The organism is Flavonifractor sp. AGMB03687 (assembly GCF_017811815.1).
Classification (GTDB): domain Bacteria; phylum Bacillota; class Clostridia; order Oscillospirales; family Oscillospiraceae; genus Flavonifractor.
This window is the reverse complement of the sequence record NZ_JADKZI010000009.1, coordinates 18,259-40,697: the sequence shown is the minus strand read 5'-3', so window position 1 is coordinate 40,697 and position 22,439 is coordinate 18,259. Positions and strand designations below refer to the sequence as shown.

Here is a 22,439-nt window from a genome sequence, read left to right as displayed (position 1 = left end):
GGCGGGTGCACCGCAGAGATAGGCCCCGGCAGGCGCCGGTTTAAGAAAAGTATAGCATGCGACAGAAGAAAAGTAAATCTGCGGACGGAAAACAGGGCCTGGGAGGGCCTGATCTCCGGTGGGATTGCCTATTGCCGGGGGCCGGTGTGCCGTGCTATAGTTATGAAAGAGACAAACCCGGCAGACCAATGGAGCTGACCGGGTCAAAGGCGCGCCGCCCGCCGCATGGCGGCACCCGCGGGGCAGGATGGAGGACATTCCATCCGCGGGAAGTTTTAAGGGAGGTACATATGGGGAAGGTATTTCGCTGTTATGTGGAAAAGAAGCCGGGCTTCGACGTGGAGGCCGGACACCTGCTGGGTGAACTGAAGGGTACCCTGGGACTCAGCGGGCTTACCGGCGTGCGGGTCATTCGCCGCTACGACGTGGAGGGTGTGGAGCAGAGCGCCTATGAGGCCGCCCGCACCACCATCCTGTCCGAGCCTCAGGTGGATCAGCTGTGGGATGAGACCATGCCGGAGACCGAGGGCGCCCTGCTGGCGGTGGAGGCCCTGCCGGGCCAGTACGACCAGCGGGCCGACTCCTGCGCCCAGTGCATTCAGATGCTCACCGGCGGCGAGCGGCCCACCGTCCGCTCCGCCACTGTCTATGTGCTGGCCGGCGCTCTGTCCGAGACCGATCTGGACAAGGCCAAGGGCTACCTCATCAACCCGGTGGAGAGCCGAGAGGCTCTGCTGGACAAGCCCGAGACCCTGATCCAGCAGTACCCCGAGCCCGCTGACGTGGCGGTGCTGGAGGGCTTCACCACCCTGGATCAGGCGGGCCTGGAGAGCCTGCTCAACCAGTACGGCCTGGCTATGGACCTGGCGGACCTGACCTTCCTCCAGGCCTATTTCCGGGATGAGGAGAAGCGGGATCCCACCCTCACCGAGGTGCGGGTGGTGGACACCTACTGGTCCGATCACTGCCGCCACACCACCTTCTCCACCCACCTGGACAGCGTGGAGATCACCGACCCCGCCGTCAAGGCGGCCTACGACCGCTACCTGGCCGCCCGTGTGGAGGTGTACGGCGAGGAGAAGGCCGCCAAGCGGCCCCAGACCCTCATGGACATCGCCACCATCGGCGCCAAGACCCTGAAGAAGCGGGGCCTGCTGCCCGAGCTGGACCAGAGCGAGGAGATCAACGCCTGCTCCATCCACGTGCCCGCTCAGGTGGACGGCAAGGAGCAGGACTGGCTGCTCATGTTCAAGAACGAGACCCACAACCACCCCACCGAGATTGAGCCCTTCGGCGGCGCTGCCACCTGTATCGGCGGCTGCATCCGGGATCCCCTGTCCGGCCGCGTGTATGTCCACCAGGCCATGCGCCTCACCGGCTGCGGCGATCCCCGGGTGCCGGTGAGCGAGACCCTGGAAGGCAAGCTGCCCCAGCGCAAGATCGCCCAGACTGCCGCCGCCGGCTACTCCTCCTACGGCAACCAGATCGGCTTGGCCACCGGCCACGTGGCCGAGCTCTACCACGAGGGCTACATCGCCAAGCACCTGGAGTGCGGCGCGGTGGTGGGCGCCGCCCCCGCCGATCATGTCCGCCGTGAGACCCCCGCCCCCGGCGACGTGGTCATCCTGCTGGGCGGCCGCACCGGCCGCGACGGCATCGGCGGCGCCACCGGCTCCTCCAAGAGCCACAACCTGGCCTCCCTGGACACCATGGCCTCCGAGGTCCAGAAGGGCAACGCCCCCGAGGAGCGCAAGCTCCAGCGGCTCTTCCGCAACCCCAACGTGACCCGCCTCATCAAGCGGTGCAACGACTTCGGCGCCGGCGGCGTATCCGTGGCCATCGGCGAGCTGGCCGACGGCCTGTCCATCGACCTGGACGCCGTCCGCAAGAAGTACGACGGCCTGGACGGCACCGAGCTGGCCATCTCCGAGTCCCAGGAGCGTATGGCCGTGGTGGTGGCCCCCGAGGATGCCCAGACCCTGATGAATTGTGCCGCCATTGAAAACCTGGAGGCCTACCAGGTGGCCACCGTTACCGAGTCCCCCCGCATGGTCATGACCTGGCGGGGCCAGACCGTGGCCAACCTGTCCCGTGCCTTCCTGAACACCAACGGCGCGGTGAAACACGCCTCCGTCCAGGTGGACGAGAAGGCCCACGCCCCCCAGAGCGACAAGAAGTTCCGCACCCTGCGGGAGATGGCTGCCAGCCTGAAGTCCGCCTCCCGCCGGGGCCTCACCGAGCGGTTTGACGGCTCCATCGGCGCGGGCAGCGTGCTCATGCCCTTCGGCGGCAAGACCCAGCGCACTCCCGCCCAGGCCATGGCCGCCCTCTTCCCCGTGGAGCCCAACCAGGAGACCGACCAGGCCTCCGTCATGGCCTGGGGCTGCGACCCCGACCAGCTGTCCGCCGATCCCTACGCCGGCGCCCACAGCGCGGTGTACACCTCCGTGGCCAAGCTGGTGGCGGCGGGCGCAAACTATGAGAAGGCCTACCTGACCCTCCAGGAGTTCTTTGAGAAGCTGCGTACCGAGCCTCAGCGCTGGGGCAAGCCCTTCGCCGCCCTGCTGGGCGCCCTGGATGCCCAGCTGGAGCTGGGAGCCGCCGCCATCGGCGGCAAGGACTCCATGTCCGGCTCCTTCCTGGACCTGGACGTGCCCCCCACCCTCATCTCCTTCGCCATCGCCCCGGTGAAGGCCCAGGAGGTTCTCTCCCCCGAGTTCAAGACCGCGGGCAAGCCGGTGTACCTCTTCGCCTCTGAGGACAGCAAGAGCGCCTGGAAGACCCTGTACGCCCTCCATCAGGCGGGCAAGGTGGAGGCGGCCTGGGCCGTAGAGAACGGCCTGGGCGAGGCTGTCATGAACATGGCCTTCGGCAACACCATCGGCTTTGCCAGCGTGGAGAACAGCCTGGACTGGGATGCCCCCATGCCAGGTGCCATCGTGGCCCAGCTCACCGAGGAATGCGAGGGCGGCCAGCTCATCGGCCACACCACCGCCGAGGCTGTCATCAGCGTCAACGGCGACTCCGCCTCCATCGACGAGCTGCTCTCCCTCAACGAGAGCGTGCTGGAGGACGTGTACCCCACCAAGGCGGGCAAGGCCGCCCCGGTGGAGGCTATTTCCTGGGACAAGCGTTCTCCCGCCGTGTGCAAGTCCAAGATCGCCCGGCCCCGGGTGGTCATCCCCGTGTTCCCCGGCACCAACTGCGAGTATGACTCCGTCCGGGCCTGCCTGCGGGCGGGCATGGACGCCGAGACGGTGAACATCCGCAACCTGACTGCCGACGATCTCCTCCAGTCCACTGTGGAGCTGGAGGGCGCCATCCGCAAGGCTCAGATCGTCTTTATCCCCGGCGGCTTCTCCGGCGGCGACGAGCCCGACGGCTCCGCCAAGTTCATCTGCTCCTTCTTCCGCAATCCCGCCATCACCGACGCGGTCCATGACCTGCTGAAGAACCGGGACGGCCTGATGCTGGGCATCTGCAACGGCTTCCAGGCCCTGGTCAAGCTGGGCCTGGTGCCCTACGGCGAGATCCGGGACATGGATGAGAACTGTCCCACCCTGACCTACAACCTCATCGGCCGCCACCAGAGCCGGTACGTCACCACCCGGGTGGCCTCCGTCAACTCCCCCTGGATGCTCAAGTCCAACGTGGGCGACCTCCACGCCATCCCCATCTCCCACGGCGAGGGCCGCTTCGTGGCGCCCCAGAGCGTGCTGGATCAGCTCATCGCGGGCGGCCAGGTGGCTACCCAGTACGTGGACCAGAGCGGCGTGCCCTCCATGGACATCGACGTCAACCCCAACGGCTCCCTGTGCGCCATTGAGGGTATCTTCTCCCCCGACGGCCGGGTCTTTGGCAAGATGGGCCACTCCGAGCGGCGGGGCGATCACGTTGCCCTCAACATCCCCGGCAACAAGTATCAGCCCCTGTTGGAGAGCGGCGCCGAGTACTTCAAGTAAAAACAGCAAAAAGCAGCCCCCCGCCAGCGCGGGGGGCTGCTTCTGTTTGGTCGGTTACAGGGGCTGTGCGGTCAGGTCCTTCCCGCTGCCGGTCACAGCGTAGAAGGCGTACTCCCCCTCCTTTAGGGTGGAGACGGCCAGAGCGGCGCGTACTGCTTCCAGGTCCTCCGGCTTGAACCGGACGGCAATGCCGCAGCCCAGGGAGATCTCCCGTAACACCGGCATAACCTGGACGGGAGCCACCTCCTTGAGCACCTTCTGGGCATAAATGGCTCCATAGGTGGAGGTAAAGGTGATGACGCCGTAGTCCATCAGAGGGAGATCACCTTGCCCGCTTTCTGCATCCGGGTGACGATGTCGTACATGTTGCTGACGGTGCCCACCTTCAGCTGCTCGGCAATGCCATAGAAGTTGAGGCAGGTGCCGCACACCAGAATCTCCGTCCCGGCGTCGCTGAGGGCCTTCAGGTGGTCTACTACCTGCTCATCCAGGGTGGGCAGCTTGACTCCGGCGTTCATAAAGAGCACCGCCCCCGGCTTGTCCTCCCCCTGGGCCAGGGTGTAGAAGAACATGCGCATCAGGTTGGTACCCAGCTCCCGGTCCCCGTCGCCGATGATGTCCCGGCCCACGAAGACCACCCAGTCCCCTCCGGCGGCGGGCAGGGGGGAGTTGACGGCCTCCTCACAGGCAGAGCAGCCTTCCCCCTTGGCAAAGTCCAGAGCGAAGGTGTTGTTGTCCTCCCGGACGGAGACGGTAAAGCCCTGGTTGCCCGCCAGGCGCTTCAGATTTTCCACGGCGGTGGGGTTGTCCACCAGCACGGTAAAGGCGGTGTGTCCCTGGGTCATGGCCTGCTTGGCCAGGATCACCGGGGTGGGACAGGGCTTGCCCTTGGCGTCCACAATATGTGCCATTTTGTTGTCCTCCTGCTGTTTTTTCTCATTATACCCCCGGTTTGCTTCCGCCGCAAGAGGTGGAAAACTGGGTGGAAAATGTGAAAAATTCTTTAAAAATCCCAGCAATGGCCCCCCTTGCGCTTTTTCGGCGGGAGAAGTTGTGCTATACTGTAGGGACCGGGGGCCTGCCCAGGCTCCCATATTTCTTATGTTTCTGATGCGAAAGGAGGTGGGCGGTATGGAGCTGATCACCAGCTGGCTGGCGGAAAACGAGGTGCTGTGCGCCTGGTTTACCTCCATCGTGCGCTTTGTGTTTCCCGTGCTGGCCCTGCTCATCCTCATCCGCACCATCCGCTCCCTGCTGACGGTGCCCTGCCTGCCCGAGGTGTGGGCCTACCTCACCCTGCCCAACGGGGCCAACGAGCCCCTGACCCACTGGGAGAATATTCTGGGCCGGGGCAGCAGCTGCGACGTGGTGCTCAACTACCCGGTGGTGTCCCGGCAGCACGCTGCCCTCATCCGCAATGAGGACGACACCTGGACGGCCTACGACTTAAACTCCAAGGGTGGCGTCACTGTCAACGGCAAGCCGGTCCACGACGCCACCCCCGTGCAGTACGGCGACGTGCTGGCAGTGGGCGGGGTGGAGACCGTGCTCCTCCCCCTCTCCCCCGAGGAGAAGGCCAAGCGGCGGAACAGCCGCCGCCGGTCCCGCCCGGTGTCCCCCTGGCTGGGCCTGGTGCTGCTTACCATATTCCAGGTGCTCACCGCCATCCAGCTCATCATCAGCGAGAGCCCCGGGGCCTCCCCCATGATCCCCTTCACCTTCCTGTGCTTTACCGGCGTCATGTGGCTCTACTTCCTGGTGCTGCGTGCCACCCGGCGGGTGGGCTTTGAGATGGAGACCATCGCCTTCTTCCTGTCCACCCTGTCCCTGTCGGTGACCTGCTCCTCCAACACGGCGGCCCTCTTCAAGCAGTTCCTCTGTGTGGTGCTGGGGCTCATCCTCTTCCTCATCCTGGGCGTCTTTCTCCGGGATCTGGACCGGGCCAAGAAGATCCGCTGGCTCATGGCGGGGGCGGCCATCGGCTTCCTCAGCTTGACGGTGGTGCTCTACAAGCTGGGCCTGGCCGACCCCAAGTACGGCGCGGCCAACTGGATCTCCATCGGCGGCATCAGCGTGCAGCCCTCGGAGATCGCCAAAATCTGCTACATTTTTGCCGGAGCTGCCACTCTGGAGCGGCTCTTCCGCAAGCGGAACCTGGGCCTGTTCATCGTGCTCACCGGCGTGTGCCTGGCCTGCCTGGCCTACATGAGCGACTTCGGTACCGCCGCCATCTTCTTCATCACCTTCCTGGTCATCGCCTACCTCCGCTCCGGCGACTGGGCCACCCTGGCCCTCATCTGCGGCGGCGGCGTGTTCGCGGTGCTCACCATGCTGTCGGTGAAGCCCTATATCATGAGCCGCTTCGCTACCTGGGGCCACGCCTGGGAGAACGCCTCGGTGGGCAGCGGCTACCAGCAGACCCGCACCATGTCGGCCGCTGCCTCCGGCGGCCTGGTGGGCGTAGGCCCCGGCGAGGGCTGGCTCCACAACGTGGGCGCGGGCGACACCGACCTGGTGTTCGGTATGCTGTGCGAGGAGTGGGGCCTCATCATCGCGGTGCTGGCCATCCTGTCCATCGTCACCCTGGCGGTGTTCGCCGTCCGGGCCTGCCGGGCGGGGCGGTCCTCCTTCTACATCATCGCCGCCTGCGCCGCCACCTCCATGATGGTGTTCCAGACCTGCCTCAACGTGTTCGGCGCGGTGGATATTCTGCCCCTTACCGGCGTCACCTTCCCCTTTGTGTCCAACGGCGGTACCGCCATGATCGCCTCCTGGGGCCTGTTGGCCTACCTGAAGGCCACCGACACCCGCCAGAACGCCAGCTTTGCCATCCGCCTGCCCTCCCGGAAGGAGGACCGGCAGAACGCTCAGCTGTCCATGAAACGCACCGACCAGTGGGAGGACCGATATGAAGAAGATTGAAAAACGGGCGGTCCTCTGCCTGCTGCTGGCCGCTGCTCTGGTGCTGGGGCTGGGGTTCTACGTGGTGCGCTATGTGCTCTACGGCAACCGCTGGGCCTCCTTCGCCGCCAACCGCCACCTGTACAACAGCCAGGGCCAGCTCTCGGTGGGCCGGGTGCTGGACCGGGACGGGGACGTGCTGAGCTGGGCGGACGAGGACGGCAGCCGCCACTACTACGAGAATGAGACCGTCCGCAAGGCTACCCTCCACGCCGTGGGGGATGCCCAAGGCAAAATCGGCACCGGCGCCCTCACCGCCTTTGCCGACAAGCTGTCCGGCTTCAACCTGATCACCGGGGCCTACTCCCCCCTGGGCAACGGCAACGACCTCTACCTCACCCTGGATGCCCGGCTCAACTACATCGCCTATCAGGCCCTGGGGGGCCGTAAGGGCGCGGTGGGTGTGTACAACTATGAGACAGGTGAGATCCTGTGCATGGTGTCCTCCCCCACCTACGACCCCCTGAATCCGCCGGAGGACGTGGAGGACAACCCGGCTTATGACGGTGTGTACCTCAACCGCTTCCTGTCGGGCACCTTCCCGCCGGGCTCGGTGTTCAAGACGGTGACCCTCACCGCCGCCATTGAGAACATCCCCGACCTTTTTGACCGGACCTGGACCTGTACCGGCTCCACCGACGTGGGAGGCGAGGCCATCACCTGCCCCCACGCCCACGGCACCATGGACATCTACGGGGCCCTGGCCAACTCCTGCAACGGGGTGTTCGGTCAGCTGGCCGCCGAGCTGGGACCGGAGGTCATGCAGAGCTATACCGAGAAGGCGGGGCTCACCTCCTCCTACAAGGTCAGCGGCCTTACCTCCGCCGCCGGACGGTTCGACTTCTCCGGCACCACCGGCCAGCTGGCCTGGGCCGGTGTGGGCCAGTACAATGACCTGGCCAACCCCTGCGCCATCATGGTGTACATGGGTGCCATCGCCCAGGGCGGCCAGGCCGCTGTCCCCAAGCTGATTCAGAAGGTGGAAAACCCACTGGGGATCCCCTCTCTACCCCAGATGACCAAGAAGACGGGCACCCTCATTGAGTCCTCCACCGCCGCCACCCTGGCGGACATCATGTCCCGCAACGTCATTGACGCCTACGGCGCCAACCGCTTCCCCAACATGGACATCTGCGCCAAGAGCGGCACCGCCGAGGTGGGCGGCGGCAACGCCCCCCACGCCTGGTTTGCCGGATTCCTCCGCAACGAGGACGCTCCCTACGCCTTTGTGGTGATGGTGGAGAACGGCGGCTCGGGCGCCGACGTGGCCGGTTCGGTGGCCGCCAAGGTGCTGGACGCCTTAGTAAACGGATACTGAGTGACAAAACCCGGAGCGATTTCTCGCTCCGGGTTTTCCACATCATGTATGAATAATGTGTAAAACCTCGGGGAAAGCTATTGACTTTCCAGAGAAAAAATCTATGATTTATTTAGCATAGAAAACATTATTCGGACTTCGGAGGAATTGACCATGCAAGAGATTAAAGACGACGGGAAGACCCCAAGCCCGCCGAAAAAACCGCTGATCTTCTACTACGCCATCGCTCTGGTGGCGCTGATGCTCCTCAACGTCTTCTTCTTCCCCTCGGTGCTGGAGCGGCAGGTGGTTGAGGTGCCCTACAGCCAGTTCCTGTCCATGGTGGATGCCGACCGGGTCACCGAGGTGGCCCTGGACGAGGACAGCCGGGAGATCGTGTTCATCGGCACCGACGAGTCGGGCCGGGAAGGCTACTACAAGACGGGCATCTGGCCGGACGACGGCCAGCGGCTGCTGAACCAGCTGCGGGAGGACCCGGACATCGTGTTCACTGCCGAGATCCCCACCCAGGCCAACCCCATCCTGGCTGCCCTGATCAGCTGGGTGCTGCCCATTTTTCTCTTTATCCTCATTGGCCAGCTGCTCTCCCGCTTCATGATGAAGCGCATGGGCAATAACCTGCCCGGCGGCATGGGCAACGCCATGACCTTCGGCAAGGCCAACGCCAAGATCTACGTGGAGGAGGCCTCCACCGGTGTGTCCTTTGCCGACGTGGCGGGCCAGGACGAGGCTAAGGAGTCCCTGATGGAGGTGGTGGACTTCCTCCATGAGCCGGACAAGTACGCCGCCATCGGCGCCAAGCTGCCCAAGGGCGTGCTGCTGGTGGGCCCTCCCGGTACCGGTAAGACCCTGCTGGCCAAGGCGGTAGCCGGTGAGGCCAAGGTGCCCTTCTTCTCCATCTCCGGCTCGGAATTTGTGGAGATGTTCGTGGGCATGGGCGCCGCCAAGGTGCGGGACCTGTTCAAGCAGGCGGGAGAAAAGGCCCCCTGCATCGTGTTTATCGACGAGATCGACGCCATCGGCAAGAAGCGTGACACCGGCGGCTACGGCGGCAACGACGAGCGGGAGCAGACCCTCAACCAGCTGCTGGCCGAGATGGACGGCTTCGACTCCAGCAAGGGCGTGGTGCTGCTGGCGGCCACCAACCGTCCGGAGAGCCTGGACCCCGCCCTCATGCGGCCCGGCCGGTTTGACCGGCGGGTGCCGGTGGAGCTGCCCGACCTCCAGGGCCGTGTGGCTATTCTGAAGGTCCACGGCAAGCACGTCCACATCGACGCTGACGTGGATTGGAACGCCATCGCCCGGGCCACCGCCGGCGCCTCCGGCGCCGAGCTTGCCAACATCGTCAACGAGGCTGCCCTCCGGGCGGTGCGGCAGGGCCGCAAGACGGTGACCCAGGCCGACCTGGAGGAGAGCGTGGAGACCGTCATCGCCGGCGCCCAGCGGAAGAACGCCGTCATCTCCCCCCAGGAGAAGAAGCTGGTGTCCTTCCATGAGGTGGGCCACGCCCTGGTGGCCGCCCTCCAGACCAACTCCGCCCCGGTGACCAAGATCACCATCGTTCCCCGCACTTCGGGGGCTCTGGGCTACACCATGCAGGTGGACGAGGGCCAGCGCAACCTCATGAGCCGGGCCGAGCTCATCAATAAGATCGCCACCCTCACCGGCGGCCGGGCCGCCGAGGAGCTCATCTTCGGCGCGGACAACGTGACTACCGGCGCCTCCAACGACATCGAGCAGGCCACCAAGCTGGCCCGGGCCATGATTACCCGGTACGGCATGACGGAGCAGTTCGACATGGTGGCCCTGGAGACGGTACAGAACCAGTACCTGGGGGGCGACACCTCCCTGGCCTGCTCCGCCGAGACGGCGGCCGAGATCGACAAGCAGGTGGTGGCAACCGTGAAGGAGGCCCACCAGAAGGCCCTGGCTTTGCTGCGGGACCACGAGGAGCAGCTGCGCAACCTGGCGGCCTACCTGCTGGAGAAGGAGACCATCACCGGCGAGGAGTTCATGAAGCTGCTGGCCCAGGGATAAATCGCAATACCAACAAAAAATCCCCGCTGCGATTGCAGCGGGGATTTTTTATGCGTTCTGGAATTACTTAATGGGCTCGCCGGCCTCTTTCTTGGCCTTGATCTCCTTGAGGGCGTCGCGGTAGGACAGGTTGACACGGCCCTTCTCGTCGATATCGGTGACCTTGACCCAGATCATATCGCCGATGTTGACCACGTCCTCCACCTTCTCCACGCGGCGGTCAGCCAGCTTGGAGATGTGGACCATGCCGTCCTTGCCGGGAGCCAGCTCCACGAAGGCGCCGAACTGCAGGATGCGGACCACCTTGCCGTAGTACAGGGCGCCCACCTCGGGCACGAACACGATGGTCTCGATGGTCTTCTTGGCGGCGTCGCAGGAGGCCTTGTCGGTACCGGCAATGTAGATGGTGCCGTCGTCCTCGATGTCGATCTTGGCGCCGGTGTCGGCACAGATCTTCTGGATGACCTTGCCGCCGGAGCCGATGACCTCGCGGATCTTGTCCACGTCGATCTTCATCTTCACCATCTTGGGAGCGGTGTCGGCCACGTCGGCACGGGGCTTGTCGATGCAGGGCAGCATGATCTCGTCCAGGATGGCGTAACGGGCGTCCTTGGTGATGGCCAGAGCTTCCTTGATGATCTCGTGGGACAGGCCGTCGTTCTTGATGTCCATCTGGATGGCGGTGATACCGGCCTTGGTGCCGGCCACCTTGAAGTCCATCTCGCCGTGGAAGTCCTCCACGCCCTGGATGTCGATGAAGGTGGTGAAGCCGCCGTCATCGTCCTGGATCAGGCCGCAGGAGATGCCGGCCACGGGGGCGGAGATGGGCACGCCGGCATCCATCAGGGCCAGAGTGGAGCCGCAGATGGAGCCCTGAGAGGTGGAGCCGTTGGAGCTCAGGACCTCGGACACCACGCGGATGGCGTAGGGGAACTCCTCCACAGGGGGAATAACGGGCTCCAGAGCACGCTCAGCCAGAGCGCCGTGGCCCTTCTCACGCCGGTTGGTGGAGCGGGCGGCACGGGCCTCGCCGGTGGAGTAGGCGGGGAAGTTGTAGTGGTGCATGTACCGCTTCTCTTCTTCCTCCCAGATGGTATCCAGCTTCTGGGCGGCGGAGAGGGTGTTCAGGGTGCAGATGGAGAGCACCTGAGTCTGACCGCGGGTGAACAGGCCGGAGCCGTGGACGCGGGGCAGCACGCCAACCTCGGCGGCCAGGGGACGGATCTCGTTCTTGGCACGGCCGTCCACGCGGTGGCCCTCCAGCAGCCAGGCCTTGACGATCTTCTTCTGGAACTTGTAGGTGATCTCCTCCAGGTACTTGTCCATCTCGGGATAGTCCTCCAGGAAGAGCTCATGCCAGTGCTCGATGAGGGCGTTCCAACGCTCCTCGCGGACGTTCTTGTCGTCGGTGTCCATGGCGGCCTTGGCCTCGTCCATGGTGGCCTCCACGATCTTGTCGAACAGCTCCTGGTCGAAGTCAGCGTGGTCGTAGGTCATCTTCTCGCGGCCGATCTCAGCCACGATCTCGTTGATGAAGGCCACCTGGCTCTTGATCTCCTCGTGGGCCTTGACGATGGCGTCGTACATGATGTCGTCGGGCAGCTCCTTGGCGCCGGCCTCGATCATGATGACCTTCTTATCGGTGGCGGCCACGGTCAGGTCCAGCTGGGAGTTGTGCTTCTGCTCGTTGGTGGGGTTCATGACGATCTGGCCGTCCACATAGCCCACCTCCAGGCAGCCGATGGGGCCGGCCCAGGGGATGCAGGAGTAAGCCAGGCAGGCGGACACGCCGATCATGGCGGTCACCTCGGGGGAGCAGTCACGATCCACGCTCATGACAGTGGCGGTCACCACCACGTCGTTGCGGAAATCGTAGGGGAACAGAGGACGGATGGAGCGGTCGATGACGCGGGAAGCCAGAACGGCGGGCAGAGAGGGCTGGCCCTCACGGCGCATGAAGGAGCCGGGGATGCGGCCCACAGCGTACAGCTTCTCCTCAAAGTCCACGCTCAGGGGGAAGAAGTCCACGCCGTCCCGGGGACGAGGGGACACAGTGACGGCCACCAGCACGGTGGTCTCGCCGTAGGTCACCATGGCGGAAGCGGTGGCCAGCTCAGCCACCTTGCCCACGTCGATGGTCAGGGGACGGCCGGCGACCTCAGTCTTGTACACCTTGCGGTTGGTAAATTCCTTGTGCTTGATGATGGTTGACATGCAGGTTGTTCCTCCTTTTCGTTGGTGTTTCCCACACATCAGAGCCAGGCTCTTTTTAGCACTTGAACCCACGTCCGGCCCTCCGGGCCCAGGTTCAACTGCTAAAAAGCGTGCTCTGACGGATGGGAAGAAGGGGTGGCACGGAGGTCCGCGCCACCCCTATTCAGTCTGTTATTACTTACGGATACCCAGCTTGGCAATGATGGCACGATAGCGCTCGATGTCCTTGCTCATCAGGTAGTCCAGCATCTTACGACGCTTACCGACCATCTTCAGCAGGCCGCGGCGGCTGTGGTTGTCGTGCTTGTGCACCTTCAGGTGCTCGGTCAGCTCCTGGATGCGAGCGGTCAGAATGGCGATCTGCACCTCGGGAGAACCAGTGTCAGTGGGGTGAGTGCGGTTGGCTTCGATAACAGCGGTCTTTTCGTCCTTACGGATCATGGTTGAGTTCCACCTTTCAAACAATGTGCCCGCGGGCTGCGTGACCGGCCGGTGTAAGCCGGGAGACGAAGTCCGGGGTAAAGATAGCGTCTGTTTACAGACCAGGATATTCTACCATAGTCTGGCCCTGTTGTAAAGGATTCATTCGCAAAAAACAGGGCATTTTTTTGCACTTTTGGGGGAAAAGAAGGGCATGCCCGTCAGCGGAGGGAGAGCTCCTCCGGCTTGGTCAGCCACTTGCCGAATTTATAGTAGAGCAGCAGAGCCACCGAGGTGGTGGTCCAGGTGATGGGGTAGCTGGCCTCCACCATGACGATGGTGTGGTGCTGGGGCACCACCAGGAAGAGCCACAGCAGACGCAGGCCGCACACGCCGAACACCGAGATGAGCATGGGCACCAGGGACTTGCCCGCGCCCCGGATGGCGCCGGGGAGCAGCTCCACCAGAATATAGGTGATGTAGCAGGGGGCCAGGAAGACCACCATTTCCACGCCGATCTCCAGCACGTCGGGGTCGGGGGTGAAGATAGTCAGAATGGGCCGGGCGAAGATCACCAGGACGGCGCTCATGGCCAGGGTGATGGCGGCGCTCATGGCGATGGAGATGCGCACGCTCTTTTTCAGCCGGTCATACTTCCCCGCGCCGTAGTTCTGTCCGGCGAAGGTGGTGAGGGCCTGGGACAGGGCGGTAATGGTCATCCAGAACAGGATGTCCATCTTGCCGTAGGCCGTCCAGGCGGCCACCGCGTCGGTATCAAAGGAGTTGATGGACGACTGAATGACGATGTTGGAGGCGGAATACATCACCGACTGCAGGGCGGTGGGCAGTCCCACCTTCATGATGGCGGAGAGGGGCTGGCGGTGGAGCTTCAGTTCCGAGGGGAAGAGCTGGAAGGGGGTGCCCTCGGAGCGCATCAGGGAGATGACTACCAGCACCGCCGACAGCACCTGGGAGGACACGGTGGCAATGGCCACGCCCAGCACCCCCAGGGGGATGACCACCACCAGCAGCAGGTCCAGCACGATGTTGCACAGGGAGGCGGCAATGAGGAAGTAGAGGGGGCGGCGGGAGTCGCCCACAGCACGGAGCACGCCGGTGCCCATGTTGTAGATCACGTTGGGGATCATGCCCAGGAAGTACACCCGCTGATAGAGGATGGCCCCGGGCAGGGCGTCGGCGGTGGTGTCCATGGCACGGAGGGCCCAGGGGGTGAGGATGAAGCCCACCACCATGAAGATGGCGCCGATGATCACCGACAGGGTCATGGCGGTGTGGACGCTCTTGTGGACGTCCTCCCCCATGCGGGCGCCGTAACGCTGGGCGATGACCACCACCGCACCGGCGGCCAGGCCGGTAAAGATACCCACCGTCAGGTTGACGATGACGCCGGTGGAGCCTACGGCGGCCAGGGCCACCTTGCCCACGAACCGGCCCACCACCACCGTGTCCACGGTGTTATACAGCTGTTGGAAGAAGGTGCCGAACCACAGGGGGAAGAAGAGAGCCAGAAGCTGCTTCCAGATGGAGCCCTGGGTAATATCGCCCACCGGCCGGGCCAGACGCATGACAGATCCCTCCAAAAAGTAAACTAACGCGGTCAATGCCGCAAGAGGATTGTACACGGTTTGCGGACAAAAGGCAAGGGGGCGGCAAAGCCGCCCCTGGGAAACCGGTTGGATGCACAGGACCCGGGTTACCACTGCCTGCGGTCGTTGTCCTGAATGCTATAAAATTCGCGCTTGTTCTGATACATCCGCTGATCGGCCTCCTCCACCTGCTGGCTGCTGGCTGATGCTGCATGGGGCGGCCCGCCAGGAGACCCCTACGGAGTGGCTGATGTGCTCGGCCTCCATGCCGTCCTCCACGGCGCGGACGGCGGCCAGGAAGTCGGCCTCATCCAGGGTATCGTCGATGACCAGAAACTCGTCGCCGCCGATGCGGTAGGCCTTGCCGTCAAACACCGACCGGAGCTGGCGGGCAGCCCGGCAGATCAGGGTGTCTCCGGCACTGTGGCCCCGGTGGTCGTTGACCTGCTTCAGCCCGTTCAGATCAAAGCAGGCCACGCCCAGATGGGGGCTGTCGCTCCAGTCCCGGGCCAGAACCTCGTTAAACTTGTTGCGGTTATACAGCCCGGTGAGGGAATCCTCATAGCTCATGCGCTGGAGCAGGGCGGTCTGGGCGGCCAGCTGCTCTTGCAGGTACAGATAGGACGCCCGGGCCATGGCGGTGGGGAAGCCGATATCCTCCTCCACCATCTCGCTGTAAGGGTTGGAGATATGGATATGGCAGCAGAAGGGGGCGCCGTCTACCCAGCGGTATATGGTGGTGATGCGCTGATGGACCCGGAGACTGATCTGGGTGGAGGCGTCGGTGGCGATCCACATGCGTCCGGTACACAGACAAACCTCCGGCCCCAGAGGGATAGCCTGATATTCCTCTCCGGAAATATGGCACTTGGGGACCTGGCCCTGGAACTGCCGGAAAATCCCGGCTACCGTTTCCCGGCCGGCGGCGTACTCCTGCTCGCCGGCTCCCAGCCAGATAATATCCTCGCTCATCTGGGCGATCACCGCATCCACGTCATTTTCACAGTAGTAGCGGTGTACCATGGTGCGGGTCCGTTCAATGGCCGTTTGAATGTGCTGCTCATACATAGGCGCGCTCCACCTTTCCTGTGTATCTCTGAAACGGAAGGGGCTTGCTGTATGTGCCGGACCTACCTGCCCGGATGAGGTACCGGGGACTTAGGGCGTTTCCGGTCCGAACACCTTGGATTTGTAGTAGGACTCCGCGTTGTACAGGGCGGCCACCGGGTTGTGGCCCAGCACCCGGTCCTTGGCCACCAGGGTGGTGACCAGAGCGTCGGAGTATTTATAGAACATGCTGTCGTGGCCCACGCACAGGCCCACCACGATGTTGAGCTGGGTGCCTGCGGCGTTAAGCATCTTGGCCTGGAAGATGGGATTGCAGGCGTTGGCCCCCACGGCGTTGCAGGACTCCGGGATGCCCAGATCCACCTTCTTCACCATGCCCGCCTTGCAGCCCATGCCGAAGACCTCAAAGCCATGGGAGCGGAGGATGCGGGCCAGAATGCGGGACTCATGGAGCAGGCCCACGCAGGTGGCAATGCCGATCTTGTGAAAGCCCAGCTTCTTGGCAAACTCCACGATCTCCTGGACCCGGGTGTACTGGCAATAGTGTTCACACTCCACCTCGGCGGCCGCCACCATGGCGGCGTGGTTGTCCGGCTCCTGGTAGCAGGCCACCGCCTCCTCCAGCACCTCCTGCTCCAGACTCTTGGACAGGCAGAAGGGCGGAAAGGCGTCGGAGTGGTTCAGATCGTTACAGGCAGCGGAGCCGCAGTCGATGCAGCTGCGGCCACAGGTGTTCTCTTCCATAAAAAACCTTCTTCTTGGACAGACTCTGTACTTTCCTGTGCAAGTTCAACAGGAAAGGGATTATACGATATAGTCTATTATATATGCTTTGCTGTGGTAAAGCAAGGGCCCGGCGGTCCGGAGAAGATAGAAAAATCCCCCTGCCGGAGCAGGGGGATTGCTTTGTTTAGTGGTCCGTCCGGATAAGTCGGGCGGCGGTCTCAACATGCTGTTCATTGTCCAAACTAATATTCATATCTTCCTCGATGATAGGCAACCGGAACTTGATGGATTTCAGCCACTGGCCATTGGGCTGACGCTCCGGGTAAATCTGAATTTCAGAGATCAGTTCCTCAATCAACTGCCGTTTCTCTCTGTCGTTCATCTTTCCATAGAGTTGATCGAAGTAGATCAGGACCTTGTAGATATTATCGCCGGTCAGCTTTTCTGCCTCAATGGCCTGTTTCTTGACTCTGGCTGCAATCAGCAGGGATTCTAATTCTTCAATTTTATCATACATCCCATAGAGCCGATCATCAAGGTCTGATTTCCGCCTGCTGTAATGCCGGTCGTCTGGGTCAAGAGAGTCGATTTCTTCAATCAGCTTGGATTTGGTGGAATAAGCCTGACGAAGCTGCTTTTCATAGTTGCTGATTTCCTGCTCAATCGCCGTGGTATCGACTTTCATGTTGATCTTTTCCTGCATCATCGCCGCAAATTTGGGATTGCTGACCAGCTTACAGATTACCTCCGCTACAGCATCGTCCAGCAGCTCTTTCCGAATTTGCTTCTTGTAATCGCATTTATGCCCACGGGTCATAGAGCGATGTTTGCAGCCATAGTAGTAGAAATCCTTGTATTTGCTGCCGTCCGCTTTCCGTTTCACGCACTTATTACCATACATTCCAACACCGCATACGGGACACTTTACAATGCCGGACAACAGGTGAGTGCATTCGTTTTTCCCTTTGTTGACGTGTTCATACCGTTTGGCTTGAGCAGCCAACTTGACCTGTGCTGCCTGCCATACATCCTCCGGGATAATGGCCTCATGCAGACCATCCACCAACAAAAAGTTTTCTTGTTCTACCAAACGGTACTCGTTTCTGGTTCCATGCACCTTTTCGGTTTTTCGCCTGCCATAGGCAATCTTGCCGCAGTAAACCGGATTTTTCAGAATCATGCGGATCAGACGGGCATCAAAAAGAGGATTTTTCCCGTTCTGGCGTTGGACTTTGCTAATCCCATGATTTTCAAGATATTTTGCGATCCCATTTGCGCCGGAATCGGTTGTAACATACTGCTCATAGATGGTGCGAATCGCCGGAGCTTCCTCCTCGTTGATTTGCAGCTTGCCATCCACCAGTTTATAGCCGTAGGGGGCAAAGCCGCCATTCCACTTGCCCTCTCTGGCCTTTTGGATACGACCTTCCATGGTTTGGACACGGATGTTTTCACGCTCAATTTCTGCCACTGCCGATAGGACGGAGATCATCAGCTTTCCTGCATCTTTGGAGGAATCAATACCATCCTCCACGCAGATCAGGTTGACACCAAAATCCTGCATGACCTGTAAGGTGGAAAGGACATCCGCCGCATTTCTACCAAAACGGGACAGCTTGAATACTAGAACAAAGGAAACGCCGTCCTTGCCGGTTTTAATGTCCTCCATCATCTGGTTAAACTGCGTACGGCCTTCAATCGATTTACCGGATTTTCCCGCATCCTCATATTCGTGAGCAATTTCATAATCATTGAATTCTGCAAAGGCTTTCATGCGGGATTTCTGGGCATCCAGCGAGTAGCCGTCAATCTGCATAGCGGTAGACACTCGCGTATAGGTATAAACTTTTATCTTTTCTTTCGCCATGGTCCTTCCTCGCTTATACTGTTCAACAATTCCTTATGTATTTTCCAAGGGAAGCATTTCTTCCCTTGGAAAATTTGTTTGGACACTTATCTCACGATTATTGTATCATGCTGCTTTTGGCGTTTCAATGTTTTCTTTGCCAATATTTTTATCTGTGATGTGGTTTGTGATTTTATCCTCGGGAAACACCGGATCAGGCAAAGAATCTAAGTCCAGCTCTCCAGCATATTTTTCAATCATATCTGCCAGCAAAACGGCAAGGCCGTTCCACTCATCTATCATAGGCATTTATCCTCCGTCTGTCCGGTTTGTGCATGTACTCCGCCAGCACTTCTTTCGGGATACGATCCAGTACAGCCACAGCATCCTCATAATCCCGTTGCAGTTTGGCATCGGCCAGCTGCTTCAAAGTGCTTTCTTGGGTCGCTTTCTCTAGGGATTGCTCCAGCTGAGCGTTCTCCTGTTTCAACTTTTTGTTCTCCACGGTGGTTTCCGTAAATGCCACCTGATACTTCTTCATAGTGCTGTGCATCTGCTCCACCGCAGGGATATACTGATCCAGCAGAGCCGCAATTTCGGCAGCTCTGCTTTTTGCGTTAAAGGCTCCAATACCGGCCAGCAGTTCCTCCAGTTTGGCCTTTTGCTTGGTCAGGCGGGTCATCTCTTTGAACACTCTGGGCGGAATGTGGTCACGTCTGGTCTGGCTGGCGCTTTCCCCACGTTCCAGATCCGGGTATTTGAGTACCATGTGTTCCCAGAACTTGTCCTGCCACTGGGTCAGCTTTTTCTTGTTTCCCACGATCTCCTTGGCACTGAGCCTGCCATCCGCAGTCAGCGGGACAAAAGAAAGGTGCATATGGGGCGTTTTCTCGTCCATATGCACCACAGCAGATATGATTGTTTTGGGGTCTTGGTTTTGCTGGAGAAAGGTCAGCGCCTCTTGAAAATAGGCTCTGATCTCAGATTTCTTCTTTCTCCGAAAGAACTCCGGTGTGGCAGTTACCAGAACTTCCACTACCCGAACACTATCTGAACGGGTACGGCAACCGGCTTCTTTGATCTGCCGCTCCGCCTCCGCACGATATTTTCGTTCCGGCTCAATCAGATGGAAATTATACTTGCTCCTGCTAATGTCCACATCGGGGTTGCTGACATATTTCTCTTTGGTTCGCTCGTTGTGGGCTTCAATGTTCCCGATCTCCGGCCCTTTGTACTTGGCAAAGCGGAGAATGGCATACTGCGGTTTGCTCATACTCTGTCCCTCCGTTTCTGCCAGATCAGGTCATAGCCCAGCACGTCGGCCAGCTCCACGACCTCCTTGTAGCGAATAGATTCCCGCTGGAGCTTGGCCGACAGGTTGGAAACACTGTCCGACCAGCCGTATTCCTCATGGAGCAAGTCCACTACCTTTTGCATGGTGTATCCCGCCCGGACAATCTGCGCCTTAATCTCGTTGCGTACCGTCATCATCAATAATCCTCCTAAATTTACTTGATAAAAAAGCGAAGCCGGTACGCCCTCTGGCATAACCGCTTCGCTGTGTCGTGAAAAATTCTCTTGTTACCAAATCCGTTCAGAATTGCCGGTGTAATGTCCTGTCCATAGGTCGCACCTTCCGACTTTTCCGTTCCGTGTGACTTGGCTCGAAACCGTGCATTTTCCCATGATTCCATGCACCCGGTTCACTGGGGCGAGAAGCACGGTTTCGCAAAATGATTTCTTCCAACCGTCAAATACTTTTCGATTCCCACTTGCCTTGATTTAGCATGGGGATTTGACCGGTGATTCTGACTGCCATAGCCGCCGAATTGCTATAAAAGGGAGAACAAGGATCAATCAAAGCGTACGTACGTACACGGTTCAGCGCAGCCATTCCTCCGGCACATCTTCCGGTACGTACGTACGCATCGAATCACCAGAAAACACTGATATATGATTTCTCACCAATACTTCAATCCCCAGAAATCCACGCACCCGCCGTCCGGCGGCATTGGTCACATTATTGCAGTATTCCAGATTGTAGCGGCTCTGGCAGGCAATTAGGGCTTCGCTGAAGCTGCGGGGTTTCAGGGCGGGCAGGTTGTTCTCGGTACAGTAAATCTGATACGCCTCATACAGTTCTTTAGAGCTGGCGGACATATCGGATTTCAGGCGAACATATCCGTCAGAATCCAGAAAATCATAGACATTGTTATTGTCCCGTTTGACTGCCTCCCGGTTTTCTCTGGTACGGTCACTTTCGGTAAACTTGAAGTTGTTGGCGGCCAGCCGCTGCAATCCCTCAAAAGCCCACAGCAGGATACCCTCCACCTCGGCTTTCATCTTCTCGGCAAGGTCAGGATCATCCACACGGCCAGCCGGTTTTTCTTTCGTGGTCAGCACCAGCTGGCGGCGGTAAAAGCCGTCGCTCCGGTCAAACAGCGCCTGTAAATCTCCGTTGGAGAAGGCCAGCAGCCGGGCGCACATCCATCCCTGATAGCTCTGCTTGCCCTTGCGCTCCAAATCCATCTTGCCCTGGGCGGTCACGATGGATTTCACATAGTTGGTTTGGCGCAGGGCCTCCATCCGCATATCGTCATCTACGCACAGGAGGATATGTTCCAAATCGGCACGGGCAAAACGGTTCTCGGATATTTTCCCGATGCTGCCGTCCTTCATGCTGGAACCGAACAAAGCTCCCAGCACAGCGCCGATCTGGCTCTTGCCCTCGCCACCGTTGCCCTTAATAACCATCATCCGCTGACCCTTGTTGCTGGGAATCAGACAATAGCCGATGTATTCCTGCAAGGTAGGAATGTCCTCCGAATAGAGAAGGCCATCCAGAAATTGCAGCCAAAGGACAGGCTGTGGAGCGTTGAGGTTGTATGCTACAGGAAGGCGGTTTCGGACAATTTCAGGTTTTCCCTCCACAAACCTCCCGTCCAGAAAAAGTGTGCCGTTAGAAAGATGAATCCGGTCCGGTTCCGGGGGAAAATCCTCCACCAGCGCCGCCAATTTCATCAGCTCCATAATGTTGCTGATTTTGCGGGGGATATTGCTGACCGCACAGCATTTCAGCTTCTCAAAAATTTCTCCCCGCAGGGGCAGTTCATCGGTTACACGGCCTTCGGGCGTAAAAAAAGCCCCGTTTGTAAAGATGATCTTGTGTGTCTGCAAGAACTCCTCACAAAACAGGGCTTCGTTAATGCTTTTTCCATCAAACCAAACGGGCATCCCATCAGGCTGCTTGTTTTTCTTCATAGCTCGACTCCTCCTTTCTCAGTCTTTCCAGCCGTTCCTCTAACCGGGCTATCAGGCCATCCTTGTTCAGCATTTCTACGATTTTCACCCGCTGCTCCAGCTCAGCGACAATGAGCAAATCTGCCAGATACTCCACATAGTCCAGCATCTGGCAGGCTTCCACAAACCGGTCATCCAGAACATCTTCCGGTGTCTTGGGAGTGTATTGCACCTTCCAGCTTTCCAGAAGATGCAGATAATCGCACAATACCCGCAGGCAACGCACTTCCTCCTGACGGTATGCTCTCAGCAGGGGACGTTCCGGTTTGGGCAGGGCGATTGCTGCTGGTGGCTTGTCCGGGTCAATCCCGAAGTCATGAGCCAGCTTTTTAGCCGCCTCGTAGCTGCTCAGATCAAATAACCTCGCCACAAGGTCGATCACGTCGCCGGTAGCTCCACAGCCGAAGCAGTAAAAATACCGTTCGTTCAGCTTCATGCTGGGATGCCGGTCATCGTGAAATGGACAACAGACCATGCTATTTCGACTGCCTTGAAGCCCATAGTGTTCAGCAGCTTGTCTTACGGTAACTGCTGCCTTTACAGTCGTAAAAATATCCATCTCATGTTCCTCCTTCATCTTTGTACAGGTTTCTCCTGTCACCTCAATGTACGGAGAAAAAGGGCATGGCTCAAAAAATCCGTCAGTCTTGCAAGAAAATAAAATACCGCCTCCAAAACTTGCAGAATTGCAAGATAGAAGGCGGCTGAATTCTCAAAATATGGATTGAGATTGTTCCTGTTATGGAATATAATAGAAAATAGAATTGCAAACAACGAGGGCTGGTTATGAAATATCTTTCTACGTTTGAAATCGCAGAGAAATGGGGGATTTCTCCCCGACGGGTCGGCATCCTCTGCAACCAGGACCGGATTCCCGGCGCACAAAGAGCAGGAAGCCGCTGGATCATCCCGGAGGATGCAGAAAAACCAACCGATGCCCGCATTAAAAGCGGGAAATACAGAAAAGAAACGAGGTGATC

18 protein-coding genes are annotated in these 22,439 nt (G+C 60.0%); 5 read left to right on the top strand and 13 right to left on the bottom strand.

All coding sequences use genetic code 11. From position 1 onward, the window contains the following. Nucleotides 1–290 precede the first annotated feature (290 nt). Complete coding sequence (locus tag J9789_RS15095; RefSeq protein ID WP_209346519.1) at nucleotides 291–3,962, top strand: phosphoribosylformylglycinamidine synthase; 3,672 nt, start codon at nucleotides 291–293, stop codon at nucleotides 3,960–3,962. 54 nt (nucleotides 3,963–4,016) lie between these two features. On the opposite strand, the gene J9789_RS15090 is transcribed toward J9789_RS15095, so the two are convergent. Both J9789_RS15090 and yedF read right to left on the bottom strand, forming a co-directional pair. Next, nucleotides 4,017–4,274, bottom strand: coding sequence for a DUF3343 domain-containing protein (locus tag J9789_RS15090; RefSeq protein ID WP_209346518.1), 258 nt, complete (start codon nucleotides 4,272–4,274; stop codon nucleotides 4,017–4,019). Then, nucleotides 4,274–4,873 (bottom strand): sulfurtransferase-like selenium metabolism protein YedF, encoded by a 600-nt coding sequence (yedF, locus tag J9789_RS15085; protein WP_209346517.1) that lies wholly within the window; start codon nucleotides 4,871–4,873, stop codon nucleotides 4,274–4,276. The genes J9789_RS15090 and yedF overlap by 1 nt, the downstream gene beginning before the upstream one ends. Nucleotides 4,874–5,093: 220 nt before the next feature. Between yedF and J9789_RS15080 the strand changes: the two genes are divergently transcribed. The 3 genes from J9789_RS15080 (at nucleotide 5,094) to ftsH (ending at nucleotide 10,278) form a co-directional block, all read left to right on the top strand. Continuing rightward, nucleotides 5,094–6,884 carry an FtsW/RodA/SpoVE family cell cycle protein gene (locus tag J9789_RS15080; RefSeq protein WP_209346516.1) on the top strand — a complete coding sequence of 597 codons (1,791 nt, stop codon included), beginning with the start codon at nucleotides 5,094–5,096 and terminating at the stop codon, nucleotides 6,882–6,884. Further along, on the top strand, nucleotides 6,871–8,241 hold the full coding sequence (locus J9789_RS15075; protein WP_209346515.1) for a penicillin-binding transpeptidase domain-containing protein: 1,371 nt from the start codon (nucleotides 6,871–6,873) through the stop codon (nucleotides 8,239–8,241). The genes J9789_RS15080 and J9789_RS15075 overlap by 14 nt, the downstream gene beginning before the upstream one ends. 153 nt (nucleotides 8,242–8,394) lie before the next feature. After that, complete coding sequence (gene ftsH, locus J9789_RS15070; RefSeq protein WP_209346514.1) at nucleotides 8,395–10,278, top strand: ATP-dependent zinc metalloprotease FtsH; 1,884 nt, start codon at nucleotides 8,395–8,397, stop codon at nucleotides 10,276–10,278. Between the two features lie 63 nt (nucleotides 10,279–10,341). On the opposite strand, the gene J9789_RS15065 is transcribed toward ftsH, so the two are convergent. The 11 genes from J9789_RS15065 to J9789_RS15015 all read right to left on the bottom strand — a co-directional run bounded on the left by J9789_RS15065 (nucleotide 10,342) and on the right by J9789_RS15015 (nucleotide 22,018). After that, nucleotides 10,342–12,492 (bottom strand): polyribonucleotide nucleotidyltransferase, encoded by a 2,151-nt coding sequence (locus J9789_RS15065; RefSeq protein ID WP_209346513.1) that lies wholly within the window; start codon nucleotides 12,490–12,492, stop codon nucleotides 10,342–10,344. A 174-nt stretch (nucleotides 12,493–12,666) separates the two neighbouring features. Beyond that, the gene (gene rpsO, locus J9789_RS15060) at nucleotides 12,667–12,933 is read right to left on the bottom strand and encodes a 30S ribosomal protein S15 (RefSeq protein ID WP_209346512.1); all 267 of its coding nucleotides are present in this window, start codon (nucleotides 12,931–12,933) and stop codon (nucleotides 12,667–12,669) included. A 200-nt stretch (nucleotides 12,934–13,133) separates the two neighbouring features. Continuing rightward, the gene (locus tag J9789_RS15055) at nucleotides 13,134–14,498 is read right to left on the bottom strand and encodes an MATE family efflux transporter (protein WP_209346511.1); all 1,365 of its coding nucleotides are present in this window, start codon (nucleotides 14,496–14,498) and stop codon (nucleotides 13,134–13,136) included. 159 nt (nucleotides 14,499–14,657) lie between these two features. Next, nucleotides 14,658–15,587: a GGDEF domain-containing protein gene (locus J9789_RS15050; protein ID WP_209346510.1), complete on the bottom strand. Its 930-nt coding sequence runs from the start codon at nucleotides 15,585–15,587 to the stop codon at nucleotides 14,658–14,660. 90 nt (nucleotides 15,588–15,677) lie between these two features. Further along, a complete protein-coding gene (locus tag J9789_RS15045; RefSeq protein ID WP_209346509.1) occupies nucleotides 15,678–16,331 on the bottom strand; it encodes a DUF1847 domain-containing protein in 654 nt (217 codons plus the stop codon). 166 nt (nucleotides 16,332–16,497) lie between these two features. Continuing rightward, complete coding sequence (locus J9789_RS15040; protein WP_209346508.1) at nucleotides 16,498–18,180, bottom strand: recombinase family protein; 1,683 nt, start codon at nucleotides 18,178–18,180, stop codon at nucleotides 16,498–16,500. 105 nt (nucleotides 18,181–18,285) lie between these two features. Further along, nucleotides 18,286–18,462, bottom strand: a complete 177-nt coding sequence (locus J9789_RS15035) for a hypothetical protein (protein ID WP_209346507.1) — start codon at nucleotides 18,460–18,462, stop codon at nucleotides 18,286–18,288. Further along, nucleotides 18,452–19,432 carry a MobV family relaxase gene (gene mobV / locus J9789_RS15030; RefSeq protein ID WP_209346506.1) on the bottom strand — a complete coding sequence of 327 codons (981 nt, stop codon included), beginning with the start codon at nucleotides 19,430–19,432 and terminating at the stop codon, nucleotides 18,452–18,454. Before mobV ends, J9789_RS15035 begins: the two co-directional genes overlap by 11 nt. Further along, nucleotides 19,429–19,650 carry an LLM class flavin-dependent oxidoreductase gene (locus tag J9789_RS15025; protein ID WP_209346505.1) on the bottom strand — a complete coding sequence of 74 codons (222 nt, stop codon included), beginning with the start codon at nucleotides 19,648–19,650 and terminating at the stop codon, nucleotides 19,429–19,431. The genes mobV and J9789_RS15025 overlap by 4 nt, the downstream gene beginning before the upstream one ends. A gap of 390 nt (nucleotides 19,651–20,040) precedes the next feature. Continuing rightward, entirely contained in the window at nucleotides 20,041–21,420 is a 1,380-nt protein-coding gene (locus J9789_RS15020; protein ID WP_209346504.1) for a phage/plasmid primase, P4 family, read from the bottom strand. Next, nucleotides 21,398–22,018 carry a CHC2 zinc finger domain-containing protein gene (locus tag J9789_RS15015; RefSeq protein WP_209346503.1) on the bottom strand — a complete coding sequence of 207 codons (621 nt, stop codon included), beginning with the start codon at nucleotides 22,016–22,018 and terminating at the stop codon, nucleotides 21,398–21,400. The genes J9789_RS15020 and J9789_RS15015 overlap by 23 nt, the downstream gene beginning before the upstream one ends. A 227-nt stretch (nucleotides 22,019–22,245) precedes the next feature. Here J9789_RS15015 and J9789_RS15010 point away from each other — a divergent pair, with 227 nt between their 5' ends. Further along, the gene (locus J9789_RS15010; RefSeq protein ID WP_071433712.1) at nucleotides 22,246–22,437 is read left to right on the top strand and encodes a helix-turn-helix domain-containing protein; all 192 of its coding nucleotides are present in this window, start codon (nucleotides 22,246–22,248) and stop codon (nucleotides 22,435–22,437) included. Nucleotides 22,438–22,439 lie beyond the last annotated feature (2 nt).

Bases quoted from the DNA above. Each gene is read 5' to 3' on its own strand.
- J9789_RS15075 (WP_209346515.1), top strand. From the start codon at position 6,871: ATGAAGAAGATTGAAAAACGGGCGGTCCTCTGCCTGCTGCTGGCCGCT.
- J9789_RS15040 (WP_209346508.1), bottom strand. From the start codon at position 18,180: ATGGCGAAAGAAAAGATAAAAGTTTATACCTATACGCGAGTGTCTACC.
- J9789_RS15090 (WP_209346518.1), bottom strand. From the start codon at position 4,274: ATGGACTACGGCGTCATCACCTTTACCTCCACCTATGGAGCCATTTAT.
- mobV (WP_209346506.1), bottom strand. From the start codon at position 19,432: ATGAGCAAACCGCAGTATGCCATTCTCCGCTTTGCCAAGTACAAAGGG.
- J9789_RS15025 (WP_209346505.1), bottom strand. From the start codon at position 19,650: ATGATGACGGTACGCAACGAGATTAAGGCGCAGATTGTCCGGGCGGGA.
- J9789_RS15015 (WP_209346503.1), bottom strand. From the start codon at position 22,018: ATGGATATTTTTACGACTGTAAAGGCAGCAGTTACCGTAAGACAAGCT.
- J9789_RS15020 (WP_209346504.1), bottom strand. From the start codon at position 21,420: ATGAAGAAAAACAAGCAGCCTGATGGGATGCCCGTTTGGTTTGATGGA.
- J9789_RS15050 (WP_209346510.1), bottom strand. From the start codon at position 15,587: ATGTATGAGCAGCACATTCAAACGGCCATTGAACGGACCCGCACCATG.
- J9789_RS15035 (WP_209346507.1), bottom strand. From the start codon at position 18,462: ATGATAGATGAGTGGAACGGCCTTGCCGTTTTGCTGGCAGATATGATT.
- rpsO (WP_209346512.1), bottom strand. From the start codon at position 12,933: ATGATCCGTAAGGACGAAAAGACCGCTGTTATCGAAGCCAACCGCACT.
- ftsH (WP_209346514.1), top strand. From the start codon at position 8,395: ATGCAAGAGATTAAAGACGACGGGAAGACCCCAAGCCCGCCGAAAAAA.
- J9789_RS15055 (WP_209346511.1), bottom strand. From the start codon at position 14,498: ATGCGTCTGGCCCGGCCGGTGGGCGATATTACCCAGGGCTCCATCTGG.
- J9789_RS15045 (WP_209346509.1), bottom strand. From the start codon at position 16,331: ATGGAAGAGAACACCTGTGGCCGCAGCTGCATCGACTGCGGCTCCGCT.
- yedF (WP_209346517.1), bottom strand. From the start codon at position 4,873: ATGGCACATATTGTGGACGCCAAGGGCAAGCCCTGTCCCACCCCGGTG.
- J9789_RS15065 (WP_209346513.1), bottom strand. From the start codon at position 12,492: ATGTCAACCATCATCAAGCACAAGGAATTTACCAACCGCAAGGTGTAC.
- J9789_RS15010 (WP_071433712.1), top strand. From the start codon at position 22,246: ATGAAATATCTTTCTACGTTTGAAATCGCAGAGAAATGGGGGATTTCT.
- J9789_RS15080 (WP_209346516.1), top strand. From the start codon at position 5,094: ATGGAGCTGATCACCAGCTGGCTGGCGGAAAACGAGGTGCTGTGCGCC.
- J9789_RS15095 (WP_209346519.1), top strand. From the start codon at position 291: ATGGGGAAGGTATTTCGCTGTTATGTGGAAAAGAAGCCGGGCTTCGAC.